This is a genomic window from Pseudomonas sp. Marseille-Q5117 (assembly GCF_946901175.1).
In the GTDB taxonomy this organism is placed as follows: Bacteria; Pseudomonadota; Gammaproteobacteria; order Pseudomonadales; family Pseudomonadaceae; genus Aquipseudomonas; species Aquipseudomonas iranensis.
This window is the reverse complement of the sequence record NZ_CAMPPP010000011.1, coordinates 126,339-142,771: the sequence shown is the minus strand read 5'-3', so window position 1 is coordinate 142,771 and position 16,433 is coordinate 126,339. Positions and strand designations below refer to the sequence as shown.

The following is a 16,433-nucleotide window of genomic DNA, read 5'->3' as shown; positions in this document are numbered from 1 at the left end:
GGTTAACCCCTCGCCAGTCCTGCCGACTGGCGGGCTGCAAAAGGCGGTATTAGATGACGGCTTTGTTGACTCGCCGCAAGGTACTTGCGGGAATGGGCGTGCTCGGGCTCGGCCTGCTCGCCGGTTGCGATACCCGTGGCCAACTGTCGTACAAGTACGGCAAGGATCTGAGCGACAAGATCCTCGGACGCACCTTCAAGCTGAAGAATCCCGAAGGCGAAACCATGTCTCTGTCGAGCTTTCGCGGGATGATGCCGATGATCTTTTTCGGTTTCACCCAGTGCCCGGCCGTTTGCCCCACCACCCTGGCCCGCGCCGCACAGATAAAAAAACTGATGGGCCGCGACGGCGACCGTTTGCAAGTGGTGTTCATCACCCTCGACCCTGAGCGCGACACGCCGCAGATCCTCGACGCCTACGTCAAAGCCTTCGACCCGAGCTTCGTCGCGCTGTACGGCACGCTTGAGGAAACCAAGGCCACCGCAAAGGAATTCGACGTGTTCTACGAGAAAGTCCCGGCCGGCGACACCTATACCATCTCCCATACGTCCACCAGCTACGTCTACGACTCGCGTGGTGAGTTGCGCCTGGGCCTGTCCACTTCGCTGACAGCCCAAGAGTGCACGGAAGATTTGCTTACTGTTATGGAGGTCTGCTGATGCATCCCGTTCTGAATCACCTCAAACGCACCGTATGTGCACTGTCCCTGCTCGGCCTGGCCTTCCAGGCGTCGGCGCAGACCAAAGTCGACGACGCCTGGGTCCGTGCCACCGTGCCGACCCAGTCCGCCAGCGGCGCGTTCATGACCGTCACTGCCGACAGCGACAGCAAGCTGCTCAGCGTTGCCTCGCCAGTCGCCAAGGACGTTCAGATTCATGAAATGAGCATGAAGAACGATGTGATGACAATGGGCCCGGTGAAGTCGGTTGAGTTGCCTGCCGGCAAAGCCGTGAGCTTCGACCCGAACGGCTACCACGTCATGCTGATGGGCCTGACCGGTCAGTTGAAGGAAGGCGAAAACGTGCCGCTGACCCTGACCGTGGAAAACGCCAAGGGCGAGAAAGAAACCATCGAAGTCAAAGCACCGATTCGCGCGCTGACCAACATGGGCGGCCACGATCACAGCAAGATGCATTGATCGCTGACTGAAAGACTGTTCGCCTGACAGAAAAACGGGGCGGCTTGATCGATGATCAGGCCGCCCCGTTTTTTTGATGTGTGCAGAATTAACGCTTGCGGGCCAATGCGTTGCGCACGCTTTCCGGTGACATCCCTGCGCTGGAACGGGTCATGGGTTCAACGACGGTCCCCTTGGCCAACTGTTCCTTGCGCTTCGTTACCTGACGCCAGTGGTAAGCGAAATATCCGACTGCTACCACGATCCCCAACCAACCGAACACCGAACTCACGAAGAACCACAGCGCCAGTGTGACCCACACGGTTTTCGAGTTGAACAACTTCAAACTGTCGTCGGCAGGCACCGGTTCGACCGGCGTCTGTGGCGCCTCCGGTACTTTGTGCATCCCCTGCAGATCAAAGCGCAGCGCGAAGTCCGCCCCGGGCACAGGCACCTCGATCTGATTGCCTTCAGCACGATGCACGCGAATTTCGCCATCGACGAGCGAGACGGAGCTGAAACTGATCTGGGTGTCACAGCGAATCTCGCCGTTGACCAGGGTCACGACCGTTCGTTGTGAGTCAGCGGGAGTGTCGCGCATGTCGATTCCTTGAGCGTTCCACGCCGGACGACGTGCGAAGGGAAAATCCGTTGGAGGCAAATGCTACTGAGTGGCTACTACGCTGTCCAGAAGCGTGAACCCGGCTGCAAGTTATCCGGCTCGAGCGTGTTCGGAGTAACCAGCCTGATGGAAAGCGTGCTTTACATCTGAATCAACATCAGCAACCATGTAAAGGGTCTTTTACATAGGAAGTGAAGAATGAACCGGTACCACCTCGAATTGGGCGCAGCATTATTCCTCTACATGCTGGTGCTGACCGCATCATTGATTGCCTCGCAATACCTGATGGATGCGCACCTCCTGCTGCGCTCGGCCGTCGCACTGACGCCGATCATTCCGGCGGCCCTGATGTGCTGGGCCATCGTGCGGAACATGCGACGCATGGACGAAATGCATCTGCGCATCCAGTTCGAAGCCTTGGGGTTCGCCTTTGCCGCCTCGGCATTGGTGACCTTCAGCTACGGTTTTCTGGAGAACGTCGGCGCCCCGCATATCCCGTGGACGTGTGTGTGGCCGGTAATGGGGCTGATGTGGATTGTCGGCCTGCACATTGCGCGACACCGCTACCAATGAAAAACCGTCTCAAGGAATTGCGCGCCGAGCGCAAGTGGTCGCAGGTCGATCTGGCCGAACGCCTGAACGTGTCGCGCCAGACGATCAACGCCATCGAAAACGAACGCTACGATCCGAGCCTGCCATTGGCGTTTCAGATTGCCCGGGCGTTTGAGCTGCCGATTGAGAGCATTTTTGATGATGGCGAATCTTGAATGGCAAAAGGGGCAACACACGTTGCCCCTGTTCGATCAACTCCCCGCACCACCATGCGCTTCTTCAAAGAAGTAATCCTTCCAGCTCCCCGCCTTGTTTTTCAGCACGCCCAGTTCCTGCAATTTCTCGGCGTAGATGAATGTGCGTTGCGGTACGACGGTGAAGTCGATTTCCGGGTCTTTGACGATTTGCTCGACCAGTGCCAGCGGCAGTTTCGATTGCTCTACACGGATGTAGGCCTGGGCGGCGGCGGGTTTGTCGGCTTTGATGATGTTCTCCGCTTCCGCCAGTGCGTCGTAGAACGCCTTGTAGGTTTTCGGGTTTTCGTCGTGGAATTTTTCAGTGGTGTAGAGCACGTTGAACGTCGCCGGGCCGCCGAGGATGTCGTAGGAACTGAGCACTTTATGCACGTTGGGGTTTTGCAGTGCCTGGTACTGGAACGGCGGGCTGGAGAAGTGCGCGTTGATTTCCGAGCCACCGGCGATCAGCGCGGCGGTGGCGTCCGGGTGCGGCAGACTGACCGAAATGTTGTCGAACTTCTTGAACTGGTCATTACCGAATTCCCTGGCGGTTTCAATTTGCAGGGTACGAGACTGGAAGCCTACGCCTGCGGCTGGCACGGCGATGCGATCCTTGTCGCTGAAGTCCTTGAGGGTTTTGATGTTCGGGTTGTTGGTGAGCAGGTAATTGGGCATCGAGCCCAGCGCGGCGATGGCTTTGACGTTCTGCTTGCCCTTGGTGCGATCCCACACGGTGAGCATCGGCGGCACGCCGGCCGAGACGACGTCCAGCGCACCGGTGAGCAGCGCCTCGTTCATCGCCGTGGCGCCGGAAATGCTGTTCCAGTCGACCTTGATCTCCAGGCCCTGGGCCTTGCCGTGTTTCTCGATCAGTTGTTGATCGCGCACGACGTCGAGAATCAGGTAACCGATGCCGAATTGCTGGGCGATGCTGATTTTGCCCTCGGCCCGGGCGCCGCTGCTGAACAGCGCGCCCGCTGCCAGAGTTGCGGCCAACAGAATCAGCGCAGAACGTTTGAACGGTGTGGCCATGACAACCTCGCAGCATGGGTGGGCTGAAAGGCCTGACTTTATAGCTATAAAAAATAGATATTAAATACCTTTATTGCATATCGATAGCACTGTGCGGTTTGAAGTCAGCTACGTGAATATCGTGAGCAGAGGACGGGCCTACAACAGTCTGAAACAAAAAACTGTCTTGGCTGAAAAGCCACACATCGGCCAGAAGGCGCGCGAGCGCTGGTGCGCACACTCTTTCAATGATCGCAAACGACAGGTTTAAAAAGCCGATCAGCCTTCCTGACCTTGGTATCATCACCCACACTCTTTTGACCCTTTGATGACAAGCAGGCCTTTTTGTGAGCGCTCTTTTCAATTGGCTGCGGCGGCCGAATGCCCGCCTTTTTTCTCTCATCGTTCTGGTATTGGTCGTGCCGGTGTGCCTGCGTGCAGCGTTGGGCTGGTCGACACCGCTGGGCTTTTTGTCGGATCTGGCCGTGGGCAGTTTGCTGGTGGTAACGCTGCATCGCCGCGCATGGTGGCTGGCCTTGCCGGTGCTGATGTTCTGGGCGCTGCTGGCGATCGCCACGGCAGAATTGGTCAGCGCCGTCGGCCGCTTGCCGACGCCTTCGGATATTCACTATCTGATCGACCCGCAATTCGTCGAAAACTCCACTGGCGGCGGACTTGCGCACCCTGCCCTGGCCATGGCTTTGCTGGGTGCCCTGATTTTCTGGCTGCTGACTCAGCTTGTTGGTCGCGGCTTGTCTCGCCCTGCTCTGCCTCGCTCTGTCTGGGCCGCGCCAATCGTGTTATTCGCCGCACATTGGGGTGCGCAGAACCTGTGGCCGAATGACGGCGACGCCTGGCGCCTGTACAACCTGCCGCATCAGTTGCTTGCCAGTGAAGTCGCCGACCTGCAGATCCAGGCCGAGGAATGGCTCGACGGTGACCTTGAGGAACCCACACCGGCGATGGCCGGGCTCACCGACGTCGACCTCAATGGCCAGAAGCTGCTCGCCGCGCCGGGCCAGGCGCGCAATGTATTGATCATCGCGCTCGAAGGCATCCCCGGCGCCTACATCCGCGCCAACCGTGAGGCGATCGGCAGTCATTATCAGGAAGACCTGATGCCCAACCTCAGCCGCTGGGCCGAGCGCGGCATGAACACCCCGGACTACGTGCTGCACACCCATCAGACCATTCGCGGTCTGTATGCCATGCTCTGCGGTGACTACGACAAGCTCAACAACGGCACGCCCAAAGGCGTGGAAATGCTCACGCTCAACGAGCGCAATCAGGCCTGCCTGCCGGCGCAACTACGCGAGCACGGCTTCAGCACTCATTATTTGCAGGGCGCCGGCCTGCGCTTCATGGCCAAAGACAAGATCATGCCGCACATCGGTTTCGATGCGACCCATGGTCTGGAATGGTTCAGCAACAGCAACTATTTGGAATTCCCCTGGGGCAAGGACGACAAGGCGTTTTTCGAAGGTGCGCTGGATTACGTCGGCCAACTGAAAAAGCAAAAGCAACCGTGGATGTTGACTCTGCTGACGGTCGGCACCCATCAGCCCTACTCCGCACCGGAGGATTATCTGCAGCGTTATGAGACGCCCAAGCAGGCTGCCGTCGGTTATCTCGACGATGCGCTGGATCAGTTTCTTGCCGGACTTGAGCGCCAGGGCGTTCTCAAGGACACGCTGGTAGTGATCACCTCGGATGAATCCCACGGCATCGACGGCGTGCGGCTGGCCTCCTCGTGGGGTTTCAACCTGACGCTGGCACCGGAGCAGGCGCAACTGCCGCGTCTGAATGCCGGGGTCTACGGCCACGTCGATCTGAGCACCTCGATCCTCGACTATTTCGACCTGCCGGTGCCGACCGCGCTGAGCGGCCGCTCGCTGTTTCGCGACTACGATTCCGGGCGCGAGATCATGTCGTTCACCAACGGCAAACTGCGTTACCACAACGGTCAGGGCATCTTCTCCGAATGCGACCTGCCGCGCCGCTGCCGCTACTACCAAAGCACCGGCTTCATCGCCGAAAGCGCCACTTTCAAAGGCACCTACAGCGGCCATCCGGCCCGGCAGATCGCCGCGCGCGCCGATGCCCTCGACTTGTCCCTGTTGCGCACACCGCTCAATCATCGTTACCAGTTCGGCAGCAACAACATCATCCCCCTGCAAGCGCAGATCAAGGATGACTGGGCCGACAACCTGATCGGCGCGCAATACCTGGAAATGCCCAAAGGCTCGCACACCCGCGTACGCCTGACCGTTCGCTCGGTCGATCCGCAGCAGGCGGCGTACATTCAGCTCAAGGCCAAGGAATTTGAACAGGACGTGCAACTGGGCCTGCCAGCAGAAATGATCGCCACGGCGGACCAGCCGCTGGAGATGGATTTCAGCTTTGAAAACCCCCAGCCGCGCAAGGCGTTCTCGTTTCATTTGCTGGGATATGGCAATGGCGCGGTTGAAGTCAGCGACTTCAGCGTCATCACCGAATTGCCCGGCCAGGAAGATATCCTTGATGACGTTCCTGATGACGAAACCGCGCAATCCAGCTAACCCCTTCGGCAGCACCTACCTGTGCGGTGAAAGAGTTTGCCTATCGGTATCCAATAGTCGGGCTATTAGCCGACTTGCCAACTCGGGTCTAGCCTTACCAGTCCGAAGTCGGCACGAGCCGGCCGCAGACCTGATAGGGATACGAACATGGCAAACGAATCGAAATGCCCGTTCAACCACGCCGCCGGCGGCGGTACGACGAACCGTGACTGGTGGCCGAATCAACTCAATCTGAAAATCCTCAGCCAGCATTCTCCCAAGTCCGATCCGCTGGGCCAGGACTTCGACTACGCCAAAGCCTTCAAAAGCCTCGATTTTCAGGCGTTGAAACAAGACATCAGAGCGCTGATGACTGACTCCCAGGACTGGTGGCCGGCCGACTTCGGCCATTACGGCCCGCTGTTCGTGCGCATGGCCTGGCACAGCGCCGGGACCTATCGCACTGCCGATGGCCGTGGTGGCGCCGGCTCCGGACAGCAACGCTTCGCCCCGCTCAACAGTTGGCCGGACAACGTCAGCCTCGATAAGGCCCGTCGCTTGCTGTGGCCGATCAAGCAGAAATACGGACGCAACATCTCCTGGGCCGACCTGATCGTGCTTACCGGCAACGTCGCGCTGGAATCCATGGGCTTCAAGACCTTCGGTTTTTCCGGGGGCCGCGCCGATGTCTGGGAACCGGATGAAGACGTGTACTGGGGTTCGGAAACCGAGTGGCTGGGCGGCGACAACCGTTACGGCAAGAGCAATGGCCCGGTGCAGGAGCCCGGCGACGGCACGCTGGTGGCTGAGCCCGATCTGCATGGCCGTGAAGAAAGCCGCACCGATCAGGGTGAACGCAATCTGGAAAATCCCCTCGCCGCCGTGCAGATGGGCCTGATCTACGTCAACCCGGAAGGCCCTGAAGGCAACCCGGACCCGGTGGCCTCGGCCAAGGATATTCGCGAAACCTTCGGCCGCATGGCCATGAACGACGAAGAAACCGTGGCGCTGATCGCAGGCGGCCACGCGTTCGGCAAGACCCACGGCGCCGGCCCGGCCGACAATGTCGGCCCAGAGCCGGAAGCGGCCGGTCTGGAGCAACAGGGTCTGGGCTGGAAGAACGCCTTCGGCACCGGTAAAGGCGCCGACACCATCACCAGCGGTCTGGAGGTGACCTGGACCACCACACCAACGCAGTGGAGCAACAACTATCTGGAAAACCTGTTCGGCTTCGAGTGGGAGCTGACCAAAAGCCCGGCGGGCGCCAATCAGTGGCAACCGAAAAACGGCGCCGGTGCAGGCACCGTTCCCCACGCTCACGATCCTAACAAGAAGCTCTCGCCGACCATGCTCACCTCCGATCTGGCGTTGCGCTTCGATCCTGCCTACGAACAAATCTCGCGGCGCTTTCTGGCCAATCCCGATCAGCTCGCCGACGCGTTCGCCCGCGCCTGGTACAAGCTGATCCATCGCGACATGGGTCCGCTCTCTCGCTACCTCGGCCCGGAATTGCCACAAGAGGAATTGCTCTGGCAAGACCCGCTGCCCGACGTGACGCACCCGCTGATCGATGACAGCGACGCCACTGCGCTGAAAAACAAGGTGCTGGCTTCAGGGTTGTCAGTGTCGCAACTGGTTTCGACCGCGTGGGCGGCGGCATCGACCTTCCGCGGTTCGGACAAGCGCGGTGGCGCCAACGGCGGACGCTTGCGTCTGGCCCCGCAGAAGTTCTGGCAGGCCAACCAGCCCGAGCAATTGGACAAGGTGCTAAGCACACTGGAAGGCATTCAGAACGAGTTCAACGGTTCTGCTGCCAATGGCAAGAAGATCTCGTTGGCGGACCTGATCGTCCTGGCCGGTAATGCCGGGGTGGAAAAAGCCGCGCAGAACGCCGGGCATTCGGTGTCGGTGCCGTTTTCACCGGGCCGCGTCGATGCTTCGCAGGAGCAGACCGATGTCGAATCGTTCGGCTTCCTCGAACCGATTGCCGACGGCTTCCGCAATTACAGCAAAGGCAAATACACGGTTGCGGCAGAAACCCTGCTGATCGACAAGGCGCAGTTGCTGACGCTCACGGCACCGGAAATGACCGTGCTGCTGGGTGGTTTGCGGGTATTGAACACCAATGTCGGCCAGACGCGGCATGGCGTGTTCACCGACAAAACCGAAACGCTGAGCAACGACTTTTTCACCCACCTGCTGGACATGGGTGTGGAGTGGACGCCGACCTCGCGGGATGCCGATGAGTTTGAAGGCCGTGACCGCAAGACCGGGACGCCAAAGTGGACGGCGACTCGAGTGGATCTGGTGTTCGGCTCCAATGCGCAACTGCGCGCATTGGCCGAGGTCTATGCCAGTTCCGACGCGAAGGCGCAGTTCGTCAATGATTTCGTCAAGGCATGGACGAAGGTGATGAATCTGGATCGGTTTGATCTGCGTAAATAGTTGTTTCTTGTGCAAATGAAAATGCCGCTCGTTGAGCGGCATTTTTTTTACTTGGGATTATGTGGTGCTGGAGATAACCAGCCCCTCACCCCAGCCCTCTCCCAATGGGAGAGGGGGAAAGGGAGCCGATCTCTGTTGGTTTCAAGACCTTAGTTCGATGCCAGAATTTCAGGTCGGTGTAACTCGAATATTCACCTCGGTCAGTCCCCTCTCCCTCTGGGAGAGGGTTAGGGTGAGGGGCGGTCGGAAGCTGGAATACGACCTTTATGATCATCAAAATCAAAAGATCGCAGCCTCGTTCCACTCGACAGCTCCTACAGGATCGGGTTACGCGAGGCTTTTGCTTACCACTTCATACACATCACTGGACAGCGACCCCGACGCCAGAATCCGCTCCAGCTCAGCCTTCATCAACGCCTGACGCGCGCTGTCGTATTTGCGCCAGCGGGTCAGCGGGGCCAGTTGGCGCGAGGCGATCTGTGGGTTGAAGCCGTTCAGTTCGATCACCAGATCGGCAAGGAAGCGATAACCGGAACCGTCCGCCGCGTGGAAGTTGATCAGGTTCTGCCCGGCGAACGCGCCGATCAATGCCCGCACCTTGTTCGGGTTCTTGATGTTGAACGCCGGGTGCTGCATCAACGCCTTCACCCGCTCCAAACCGCCCGGCAAGGTGCTGCCGGCTTGCACGCTGAACCACTGATCCATGACCAGCGGATTGTCCTTGAAGTGCTCGGCGAAGCTGGCCAAAGCCAAAGCCTTCTGTTCTTCGAACGGCGAGTTGACCAGCACCGCCAGCGCAGTCAAGCGCTCGGTCATGTTGTCGGCGGTCTCGAACTGCTCCAGCGCCGCCGCCAGCACTTCCGGCTTGCCGCTGAGCATCAGGTACGACAGGGCAATGTTCTGCAAGGCGCGACGAGCGAAGTGCTCTGCCTCGGCCACGTACGGAGTCTTTTTCGACAGATCGCGGTTGGCCTGATAACGCAGCCACAGCGCTTCGAACAAGCCTTCGGCGAGTTGCTTGCGGGCGAACTCGCGAGCGACATGAATCGCCTCGACGTCAGCCACTTCGCTGATCTCGGTGAGATAGGCCTCACCCGGCAGCGAGAGCATTTCGGCAACCATCGCCTGATCCAGCGACTCGTCGGACAGCACCGTGCGCAGCGCCGACACCAAACGCGGATCGAGCTTCAGGCTCTCGCCTTTCTGATGTTGGCCGATCAACTCTTGAAGCACTTGCACCGAAAGTTGCTGACCGGCATCCCAGCGATTGAAACCGTCGCTGTCGTGCTGCATCAGGAACATCAGTTGATCGCGGTTGTACGGGAAGCTCAATTTCACTGGCGCCGAGAAGCCGCGCAGCAGCGACGGCAACGGCTGTTCGTTGATGTCGACGAAAGTGAAGGTCTGCTCGGCTTCGGTCACCGAAATCACCCGAGTGGTGCCTTGTGCTGAAGCTTCGCCGGCCAGACGCAGGGCGATTTCGTTGCCCTGGCTATCAAGCAGCCCGAGCTCGACCGGAATCACGAACGGCAGTTTTTCTACCTTGTCCGGGGTCGGCGGGCAGCTCTGGCGGAAGGTCAGGTTGTAGGTTTTCGCCGCAGCGTCATAGGACTCGCTGACGGCCAGACGCGGTGTGCCGGCCTGGCTGTACCAGCGTTTGAACTGGCTGAGATCAACGCCATTGGCATCTTCCATGGCCTTGACGAAGTCGTCGCAGGTCACGGCCTGGCCGTCGTGGCGTTGGAAGTACAGATCGCTGCCCTTGCGGAAGCCTTCGGCGCCCAGCAAGGTGTGGATCATGCCGACCACTTCCGAGCCCTTTTCGTACACGGTCAAGGTGTAGAAGTTGGAAATCTCGATGAAGCTGTCCGGGCGCACGGCGTGGGCCATGGGACCTGCATCTTCGGCGAACTGGTGGGTACGCAGGTACGCCACGTCCTGAATGCGCTTGACCGTCGCCGAGTTCATGTCCGAGGAGAAACCGGCATCGCGGAATACCGTGAAACCTTCCTTGAGCGACAGCTGGAACCAGTCGCGGCAGGTCACGCGGTTGCCCGACCAGTTGTGGAAGTATTCGTGGGCGACGATCGCCTCGACCCGCTGGTGCGCGGCGTCGGTGGCGGTTTCGGCGCGGGCCAGCACGGCGCTGGAGTTGAAGATGTTGAGGCCCTTGTTCTCCATCGCGCCCATGTTGAAATCGTTGACCGCGACGATCATGAAGATGTCCAGATCGTACTCGCGACCGTAGACCTCTTCGTCCCAGCGCATGGACTTCTTCAGGCTGTTCATCGCGTGCTGGCACTTGTCGATGTTTTCCGGCTCGACATAAATGCGCAGCGCGACATTGCGCTGGCTCATGGTGGTGAAGGTGTCTTCGACGCACCACAGATCACCGGCGACCAGCGCAAACAGGTACGCCGGTTTCTTGAACGGGTCTTCCCAAGTCGCCCAGTGCCGGCCGTCTTCGCCGGGGCCGGAAGCGATCGGGTTACCGTTGGAGAGCAACACCGGGTAGCTGTGCTGTTCGGCCACGACGGTGGTGGTGAACTTGCTCATCACGTCCGGGCGGTCGAGGTAATAGGTGATCTTGCGAAAGCCTTCGGCCTCGCACTGGGTGCAGAACATCGTGCCGGACTTGTACAGGCCTTCCAGCGCGGTATTGGTTTCCGGATGGATGCGCACGCTGGTGTCGAGGGTGAAGGTTTCACTGGTTGGCTGCAGAGTCAGGTGGCTGTCGGAGACTTGATAGTCAGCAGCGCTCAGCTCCCGGTCCGCCAGCGTCACCGAGAGCAGCTCGAGTTGTTGGCCGTCGAGCACCAGCGGCGGCAGGCCGGCGCCGCGTTCCGGGTTGCGGCGCATCACCAGTTGCGCGTGAACCAGACTGTGGTCCTCGAACAACTCGAAGGTCAGGTGCGTTTCGTCAATCAGGTACTCGGGCGCCTGATAGTCCTTGAGATAGATCATCTTCGGTTGTTCGGTGCGCATGCTGGAATCCTTATTGATGCACGGCGAGCTGGTACGCCGTGTATTTACGAATGTTGATCACGCCGGTGTCGAAGATCAGGTACTGACCCTTGATCCCCAGCAGCGTGCCTTCGGCAATCGGGTTCTTGTCCAGGTTGAAGCTGACGATTTTCGCCGGGTATTGCTCGACGGGATAGCGGATTTCCAGCGGTTCGACATCGGCAATCGTCTGAATCGCCTGTAGGCCGAATCGCTCCTGCAACCCTTGCAGGCCTTCGGCGCAGCTTTCGAACAACTGATCGCGCACCTGCGCCAGATCCACCGCCGCCGCATCACCTTTGAGCAGCGCGCGCCAGTTGGTCTTGTCCGCCACCTGGCTGCGGAACAGGTCCTCGACAAAGCCCGATTGCTGGCGCGTCGACACACGCATGATCGGCAGCGCCTGACTCGCGCCCTGATCCAGCCAGCGGGTCGGCAACTGCGTGGCACGGGTGATGCCGACCTTGATCCCCGACGAGTTGGCCAGATAAACCACATGATCGGTCATGCAGAACTGCTGGCCCCACACCGGATCGCGGCAGGTGCCGGCGTCGAAGTGGCAACGCTCCGGACTCATGATGCACAGGTCGCACTGCGCCAGTTTGGTCATGCACGGGTAGCAATAACCCTGACTGAAACTGGTTTTGGTCTTGCGCCCGCAATGGGTGCAGTGGATCGCCCCCAAAAATTCCAGACGCAACGTGCTGCCGATCAACGGATTGACCGGCACCTCGACGTCATCCAGACGAAACGCGTATTGCACGTTCGACCCGTCCAGGCGCGCCGACATTTTGCTGATTGCACCGCGGCCAATCTCGATCAATGGATGGCATCCGACTTGAACAGGATGTTCGGCACTTCGATCGACTTCGACGCACACTCTTGCGGGCCCATGTAACCGGTGCGCTGGTCTTCCGGCAGGTTCTGGATTTCCCAGGCAATCATCGCCTGCAACGACAGCTCGCGCTGCTCGGCAGTGAGTTTGTTGCCGTCGGACCATTTGCCGATTTCCACGGCCAGTTTCAGGCTCTCGTAGATGTCCGAGGTGATGTTGCTGATCATGTCGTTGAAAGAGGACATCAGGGTCTCCGCGCTCTTTGCTGAAACAAAAAATGTTAGACGGCCAGTTTACGGCGGTTATACAAACCGCCCAACAAACCGGTGAAGCATCCGATGAGTAACCCGCTCAGGTGCGCGGCGTTGGCGATCTGGCCGAAACCGATCAGCGAGATCAGCCCGGACATGCACACCACCAGCCACACCAGCATCATCACCAGCACGCCGCGCGGCAGGCGATAGGCCGGGTTCGGCGCCAGCAGCTGGAAAATCCAGCAATGCCCGAGCAAGCCATAAAGCACGCCGGACAGCCCACCAAACAGGCTCGGGCCGCTCCAGACGAACTGCGCGTAGTTGGACACCAGACTGAACAGCAGCGTCAGGCCGATCAGGTTGATGCTGCCCTGGCGCGACTCGATACGCCGCCCCAGCTCCCAGTACCACATGCCGTTCATGGCCAGATGGAGGATGCCGAAATGGATCAGCATCGGCGTGACCAGCCGCCACCACTGCCCTGCCGCGAGGCTGTCGACCAGCGGCGTGAAGTGGATGTACTCGCCGATCACGCGAAAATCGAGGAAGGTCAGCCAGCGCAGGGTCTCAAGGTTTTCGCCGAGGAAAGTCAGACCGCCAACGATCAGGCTCAACAACAGAATCAACCCAGTCGCCCTGGCGTGTTTCAACTGTTCGGCAAAACCCGGCCGTTTAAAGGTCTGGCCCACGGGAATGTCCAGTTGCTGATCCGGGTCGCCGGCCGGGAAGCGCTCGTACAACGAACGCACGTCCTCGCTGATTTCCTCCGGCGCCCACAGCACCTGCTCGCCCGCCTCTTCGCTGACCCGATGGGGCACTTGCATGCGTTGCAGCAGTTTGACAAAACCGCTCAAATCCACCGCCAACGGCAGGCGCAATACCGCTACCGCACTCATTGCAGCACCTCCGGCCGCTCGACATCGACCCAGACGAATTTTTGCGGATCCAGGCGCGTTTCCTGATCCAGACGATAGGCCACCAGTTTGCCGTAGAGCACCGCGCTGTAATCCAGACACGCGAGGTTCGGGCGGATCGGCGCCGGTTTGCCGCTGCGCCAGTAGTGGCCGACGAACAGCAACGGCTCGTCGACGCCGTAGCGCAGCAAGGAATTCTTTTCGGTGGAAGTCAGCGGCGTCTGCGCGACAGGTTCCGGCAGTGCATCGGGCTGGAAGACGATGTCGCCGTAGGTTTTCGGGTCGTCTTCCCAGAACTTGGTGCGGAAGAACGAACGCACCAGACCGTCGCCGCTGGTCATGGTCAGGCCACCGGGCAGGCGCATGTCGGTGCCGCGCAGCAAGCGGTCGAACACGGTGCAGGCGAAGCTGCCGGGCACCGCAGAGGCCTGGAGGAAATGCTCGTCGACGCAGCCATTGGGGAACAGCGCCCGCAGCGGCTCGATCAGTCCGGCGTCCCAGCACGCGTGGACGACGCGGAAGCGCCCGGCATCGACGAACAGCGGCAGCTCGTAGAACCACTGCTGGAAGTCATGCCAGTCGCCGGGATGGTCTTCAAATTGAGTCAGGGTTTCCTGCAACAGCCGCGCATGGCGCTTGGTGTGTTCGCGCACGAACTGCTTGCCGCTGCCCGGTGGCGCCGGGGTGACCCAGCCGAGCGCGTTGAATTCGTGGTTGCCCATGATGCACAGCGCCTGCCCTGCTTCGACCATGTCGTGGACGATGTGCAGCGCCTCGCGAATGCGCGGGCCACGGTCGATGATGTCGCCGACGAACACCGCCATGCGTGACGGATGCCGCCAGACCCCGCCCTGCTTGTGATAACCGAGACGGTCCAGCAAGTGTTCCAGGGTCATGGCGCATCCGTGCACGTCACCGATCAGGTCGTAACTGCGCGCGGGATCGAGCATCAGTCGCCTCCGCCCCCCAGCTTGCTGCCCCAGCCAAGCTTGGTGCGGCACACCTCGTAGTAATTGTGATCGAGCGGATGAATCAGGCGCAGCTTCTGTGCCTTTTTGCTCACGGTGATGGTGTCGCCCGGTGCGCAGGTGAAGTGGTTCTGGCCGTCGCAGGAGACCTGCGGGTAGATCTGCATATCTTTGGACACGACGATTTTCAGCTCACTGTTGCCATCGACCACGATCGGCCGTCCCGACAAGGTATGGGGATACATCGGCACAATCACAATAGCGTCGAGCTTGGGATGCATGATCGGCCCGCCGGCGGACAACGCGTAGGCAGTGGAGCCGGTGGGCGTGGCGACGATCAGGCCGTCGGCCTTCTGGCTGCAGACGAACTGGCCGTCGATGTACAGCTCGAATTCGATCATCCGCGTCGATTTGCCCGGGTGCAGCACCACGTCGTTGAGCGCATCGCCCTGGCCGATGGCCTCGCCATGGCGACGCACTTCGGCTTGCAGCAGGAAGCGGTTTTCCACCAGATAGTGGCCATCGAGCACTTCGGCGACCTTGATTTCCAGCTCGTCCGGGCGAATATCGGTAAGGAAGCCGAGGCTGCCACGGTTGATGCCGAGCACCGGAATATTGTGCCTGGCCAGCGCACGCGCAGCGCCGAGCAGGCTGCCGTCACCGCCGACGACGATGACCATGTCGCAGACTTCGCCGAGCATCTTGCGCGACGAGGTTTGCAGGCCGTGGCCGGGCAGGACTTCAGCGATGGTGTCTTCGAGGATCACATGCAGGTGACGGTCGAGCAGAAAGCGTTTCAGTCGGCGGACGGTATCCAGCACCTGGGAACTGCCCAGGCGACCGATGATGCCGATATTACGAAATTGCTCCATGGGACCTCTGCGGACAATCGAAAACGCGAAAACCCGATTATGGGCGAAAGCGCCAGATAGACAAAATCCTTTCAGCCTCAAGGGTGCGCTCAGGTTTAAGGCTATGCTCGCAAGATGATCCTGTTTCCCGACTTGTTGCAATTGCCCCATCGATTACGCCATCCCGAAGTGCGGGACCTGGCGTGGGTGATCCTCGCGCCGCCGATGCTCGCCGCTACGCCGTGGCCGCAGCGCCATCCGCTCGCCGGCAGCGACTGGGTGCACGACCCACAGCACCTCGAACACTGGCTGCGCCAGCTCGACCACGACAGTTACGGCCTGCTGCAATGGCTGGCGCAGGCGCGCACCCGGCGTCTGGGTCTGTATTACGAGCGTCTTTGGCAGTTCGCCGTCTCGCATGCGCCGGGCATCGAACTGATCGCCGCCAACCTGCCAATCCGCCGCGCCGGGCACACCCTCGGCGAGCTGGACATGCTGCTGCGTGACCGCGACGGCGTGCACCATCTGGAACTCGCGATCAAGCTCTACCTTGGCCCGCAGGATGGCGATGGCCGCGATCCGGCGCAGTGGTTGGGGCCGGGTTGTCATGATCGGCTGGATCGCAAACTGGCGCATCTGGCCGAGCATCAATTGCCGATCTCGGCGCGCCCGGAAAGCCGCGAAGTGCTCGCGGCGCTGGATATCGAAACCTTCAGCGCGCAGCTGTGGCTGGGCGGTTATCTGCTGTATCCGTGGCCCGGGCAGGCCGACTCACCGCACGGCGCGCATCCGCAACATTTGCGTGGCAGCTGGCTGCATCAGAAGGACTGGCCGGCGTTTGTCGCCCAACGCCCGCCGGGCCGCTGGCACCCCCTGCCCCGCCACGCCTGGCTGGCGCCGGCGCATTACCCGGCGGATCAGGTCTGGACAGATGAGCACCTGCGCTTGTGGCTGGAAGACCTGCCAGCACTGGCCCCGGCGCAGTTGATGGTGCGCCTGACCGAGAATACCCTGGGCGAATGGGAAGAGGCCGAGCGGTTGTTTCTGGTGGCGGATCTTTGGCCGAATGTGCCGGGGCAAACCTGAGA

The 16,433-nt window shown here is 60.4% G+C and carries 15 protein-coding genes; 7 read left to right on the top strand and 8 right to left on the bottom strand.

The genetic code is table 11. The annotated features are described in order from the left end of the window. The first annotated feature begins 53 nt into the window (after positions 1-53). Together OC605_RS18160 and OC605_RS18155 are read left to right on the top strand one after the other, a co-directional pair. Complete coding sequence (locus OC605_RS18160) at positions 54-659, top strand: SCO family protein (RefSeq protein WP_016774221.1); 606 nt, start codon at positions 54-56, stop codon at positions 657-659. Next, positions 659-1,138, top strand: a complete 480-nt coding sequence (locus OC605_RS18155; protein WP_262138592.1) for a copper chaperone PCu(A)C — start codon at positions 659-661, stop codon at positions 1,136-1,138. The genes OC605_RS18160 and OC605_RS18155 overlap by 1 nt, the downstream gene beginning before the upstream one ends. A gap of 88 nt (positions 1,139-1,226) precedes the next feature. Here the strand turns inward: OC605_RS18155 and OC605_RS18150 are convergent, their stop codons facing one another. Then, the gene (locus tag OC605_RS18150; RefSeq protein ID WP_186569245.1) at positions 1,227-1,718 is read right to left on the bottom strand and encodes a hypothetical protein; all 492 of its coding nucleotides are present in this window, start codon (positions 1,716-1,718) and stop codon (positions 1,227-1,229) included. 219 nt (positions 1,719-1,937) lie between these two features. On the opposite strand from OC605_RS18150, the gene OC605_RS18145 reads away from it, so the two are divergent. Together OC605_RS18145 and OC605_RS18140 are read left to right on the top strand one after the other, a co-directional pair. After that, complete coding sequence (locus OC605_RS18145) at positions 1,938-2,312, top strand: hypothetical protein (RefSeq protein WP_133339896.1); 375 nt, start codon at positions 1,938-1,940, stop codon at positions 2,310-2,312. Further along, a complete protein-coding gene (locus OC605_RS18140) occupies positions 2,309-2,506 on the top strand; it encodes a helix-turn-helix transcriptional regulator (protein ID WP_101159038.1) in 198 nt (65 codons plus the stop codon). The genes OC605_RS18145 and OC605_RS18140 overlap by 4 nt, the downstream gene beginning before the upstream one ends. A 36-nt stretch (positions 2,507-2,542) precedes the next feature. Here OC605_RS18140 and OC605_RS18135 read toward each other — a convergent pair whose 3' ends face one another. Further along, positions 2,543-3,559 carry an ABC transporter substrate-binding protein gene (locus OC605_RS18135; protein WP_262138589.1) on the bottom strand — a complete coding sequence of 339 codons (1,017 nt, stop codon included), beginning with the start codon at positions 3,557-3,559 and terminating at the stop codon, positions 2,543-2,545. Positions 3,560-3,885: 326 nt separating this feature from the next. Between OC605_RS18135 and OC605_RS18130 the strand changes: the two genes are divergently transcribed. Beyond that, complete coding sequence (locus OC605_RS18130; RefSeq protein WP_262138587.1) at positions 3,886-6,096, top strand: LTA synthase family protein; 2,211 nt, start codon at positions 3,886-3,888, stop codon at positions 6,094-6,096. Between the two features lie 147 nt (positions 6,097-6,243). Next, on the top strand, positions 6,244-8,520 hold the full coding sequence (gene katG, locus OC605_RS18125) for a catalase/peroxidase HPI (RefSeq protein ID WP_262138585.1): 2,277 nt from the start codon (positions 6,244-6,246) through the stop codon (positions 8,518-8,520). A 327-nt stretch (positions 8,521-8,847) separates the two neighbouring features. On the opposite strand, the gene pepN is transcribed toward katG, so the two are convergent. Genes pepN through OC605_RS18095 form a run of 6 tightly spaced genes read right to left on the bottom strand, consistent with a single transcriptional unit; the run spans position 8,848 to position 15,366 of the window. Next, the gene (gene pepN / locus OC605_RS18120) at positions 8,848-11,505 is read right to left on the bottom strand and encodes an aminopeptidase N (protein ID WP_262138583.1); all 2,658 of its coding nucleotides are present in this window, start codon (positions 11,503-11,505) and stop codon (positions 8,848-8,850) included. A 10-nt stretch (positions 11,506-11,515) separates the two neighbouring features. Continuing rightward, positions 11,516-12,346 (bottom strand): DUF2797 domain-containing protein, encoded by an 831-nt coding sequence (locus OC605_RS18115; protein ID WP_016774216.1) that lies wholly within the window; start codon positions 12,344-12,346, stop codon positions 11,516-11,518. Next, positions 12,343-12,603 carry a YeaC family protein gene (locus tag OC605_RS18110; RefSeq protein ID WP_262138581.1) on the bottom strand — a complete coding sequence of 87 codons (261 nt, stop codon included), beginning with the start codon at positions 12,601-12,603 and terminating at the stop codon, positions 12,343-12,345. The genes OC605_RS18115 and OC605_RS18110 overlap by 4 nt, the downstream gene beginning before the upstream one ends. A 35-nt stretch (positions 12,604-12,638) precedes the next feature. Further along, positions 12,639-13,508 carry a rhomboid family intramembrane serine protease gene (locus tag OC605_RS18105; RefSeq protein WP_262138579.1) on the bottom strand — a complete coding sequence of 290 codons (870 nt, stop codon included), beginning with the start codon at positions 13,506-13,508 and terminating at the stop codon, positions 12,639-12,641. Then, the gene (locus tag OC605_RS18100) at positions 13,505-14,476 is read right to left on the bottom strand and encodes a metallophosphoesterase (RefSeq protein WP_024012499.1); all 972 of its coding nucleotides are present in this window, start codon (positions 14,474-14,476) and stop codon (positions 13,505-13,507) included. Before OC605_RS18100 ends, OC605_RS18105 begins: the two co-directional genes overlap by 4 nt. Then, positions 14,476-15,366, bottom strand: coding sequence for an NAD(+) kinase (locus tag OC605_RS18095; RefSeq protein WP_041480619.1), 891 nt, complete (start codon positions 15,364-15,366; stop codon positions 14,476-14,478). The genes OC605_RS18100 and OC605_RS18095 overlap by 1 nt, the downstream gene beginning before the upstream one ends. Before the next feature lie 114 nt (positions 15,367-15,480). On the opposite strand from OC605_RS18095, the gene OC605_RS18090 reads away from it, so the two are divergent. Then, positions 15,481-16,431, top strand: coding sequence for a DUF1853 family protein (locus OC605_RS18090; protein WP_262138577.1), 951 nt, complete (start codon positions 15,481-15,483; stop codon positions 16,429-16,431). Positions 16,432-16,433 lie beyond the last annotated feature (2 nt).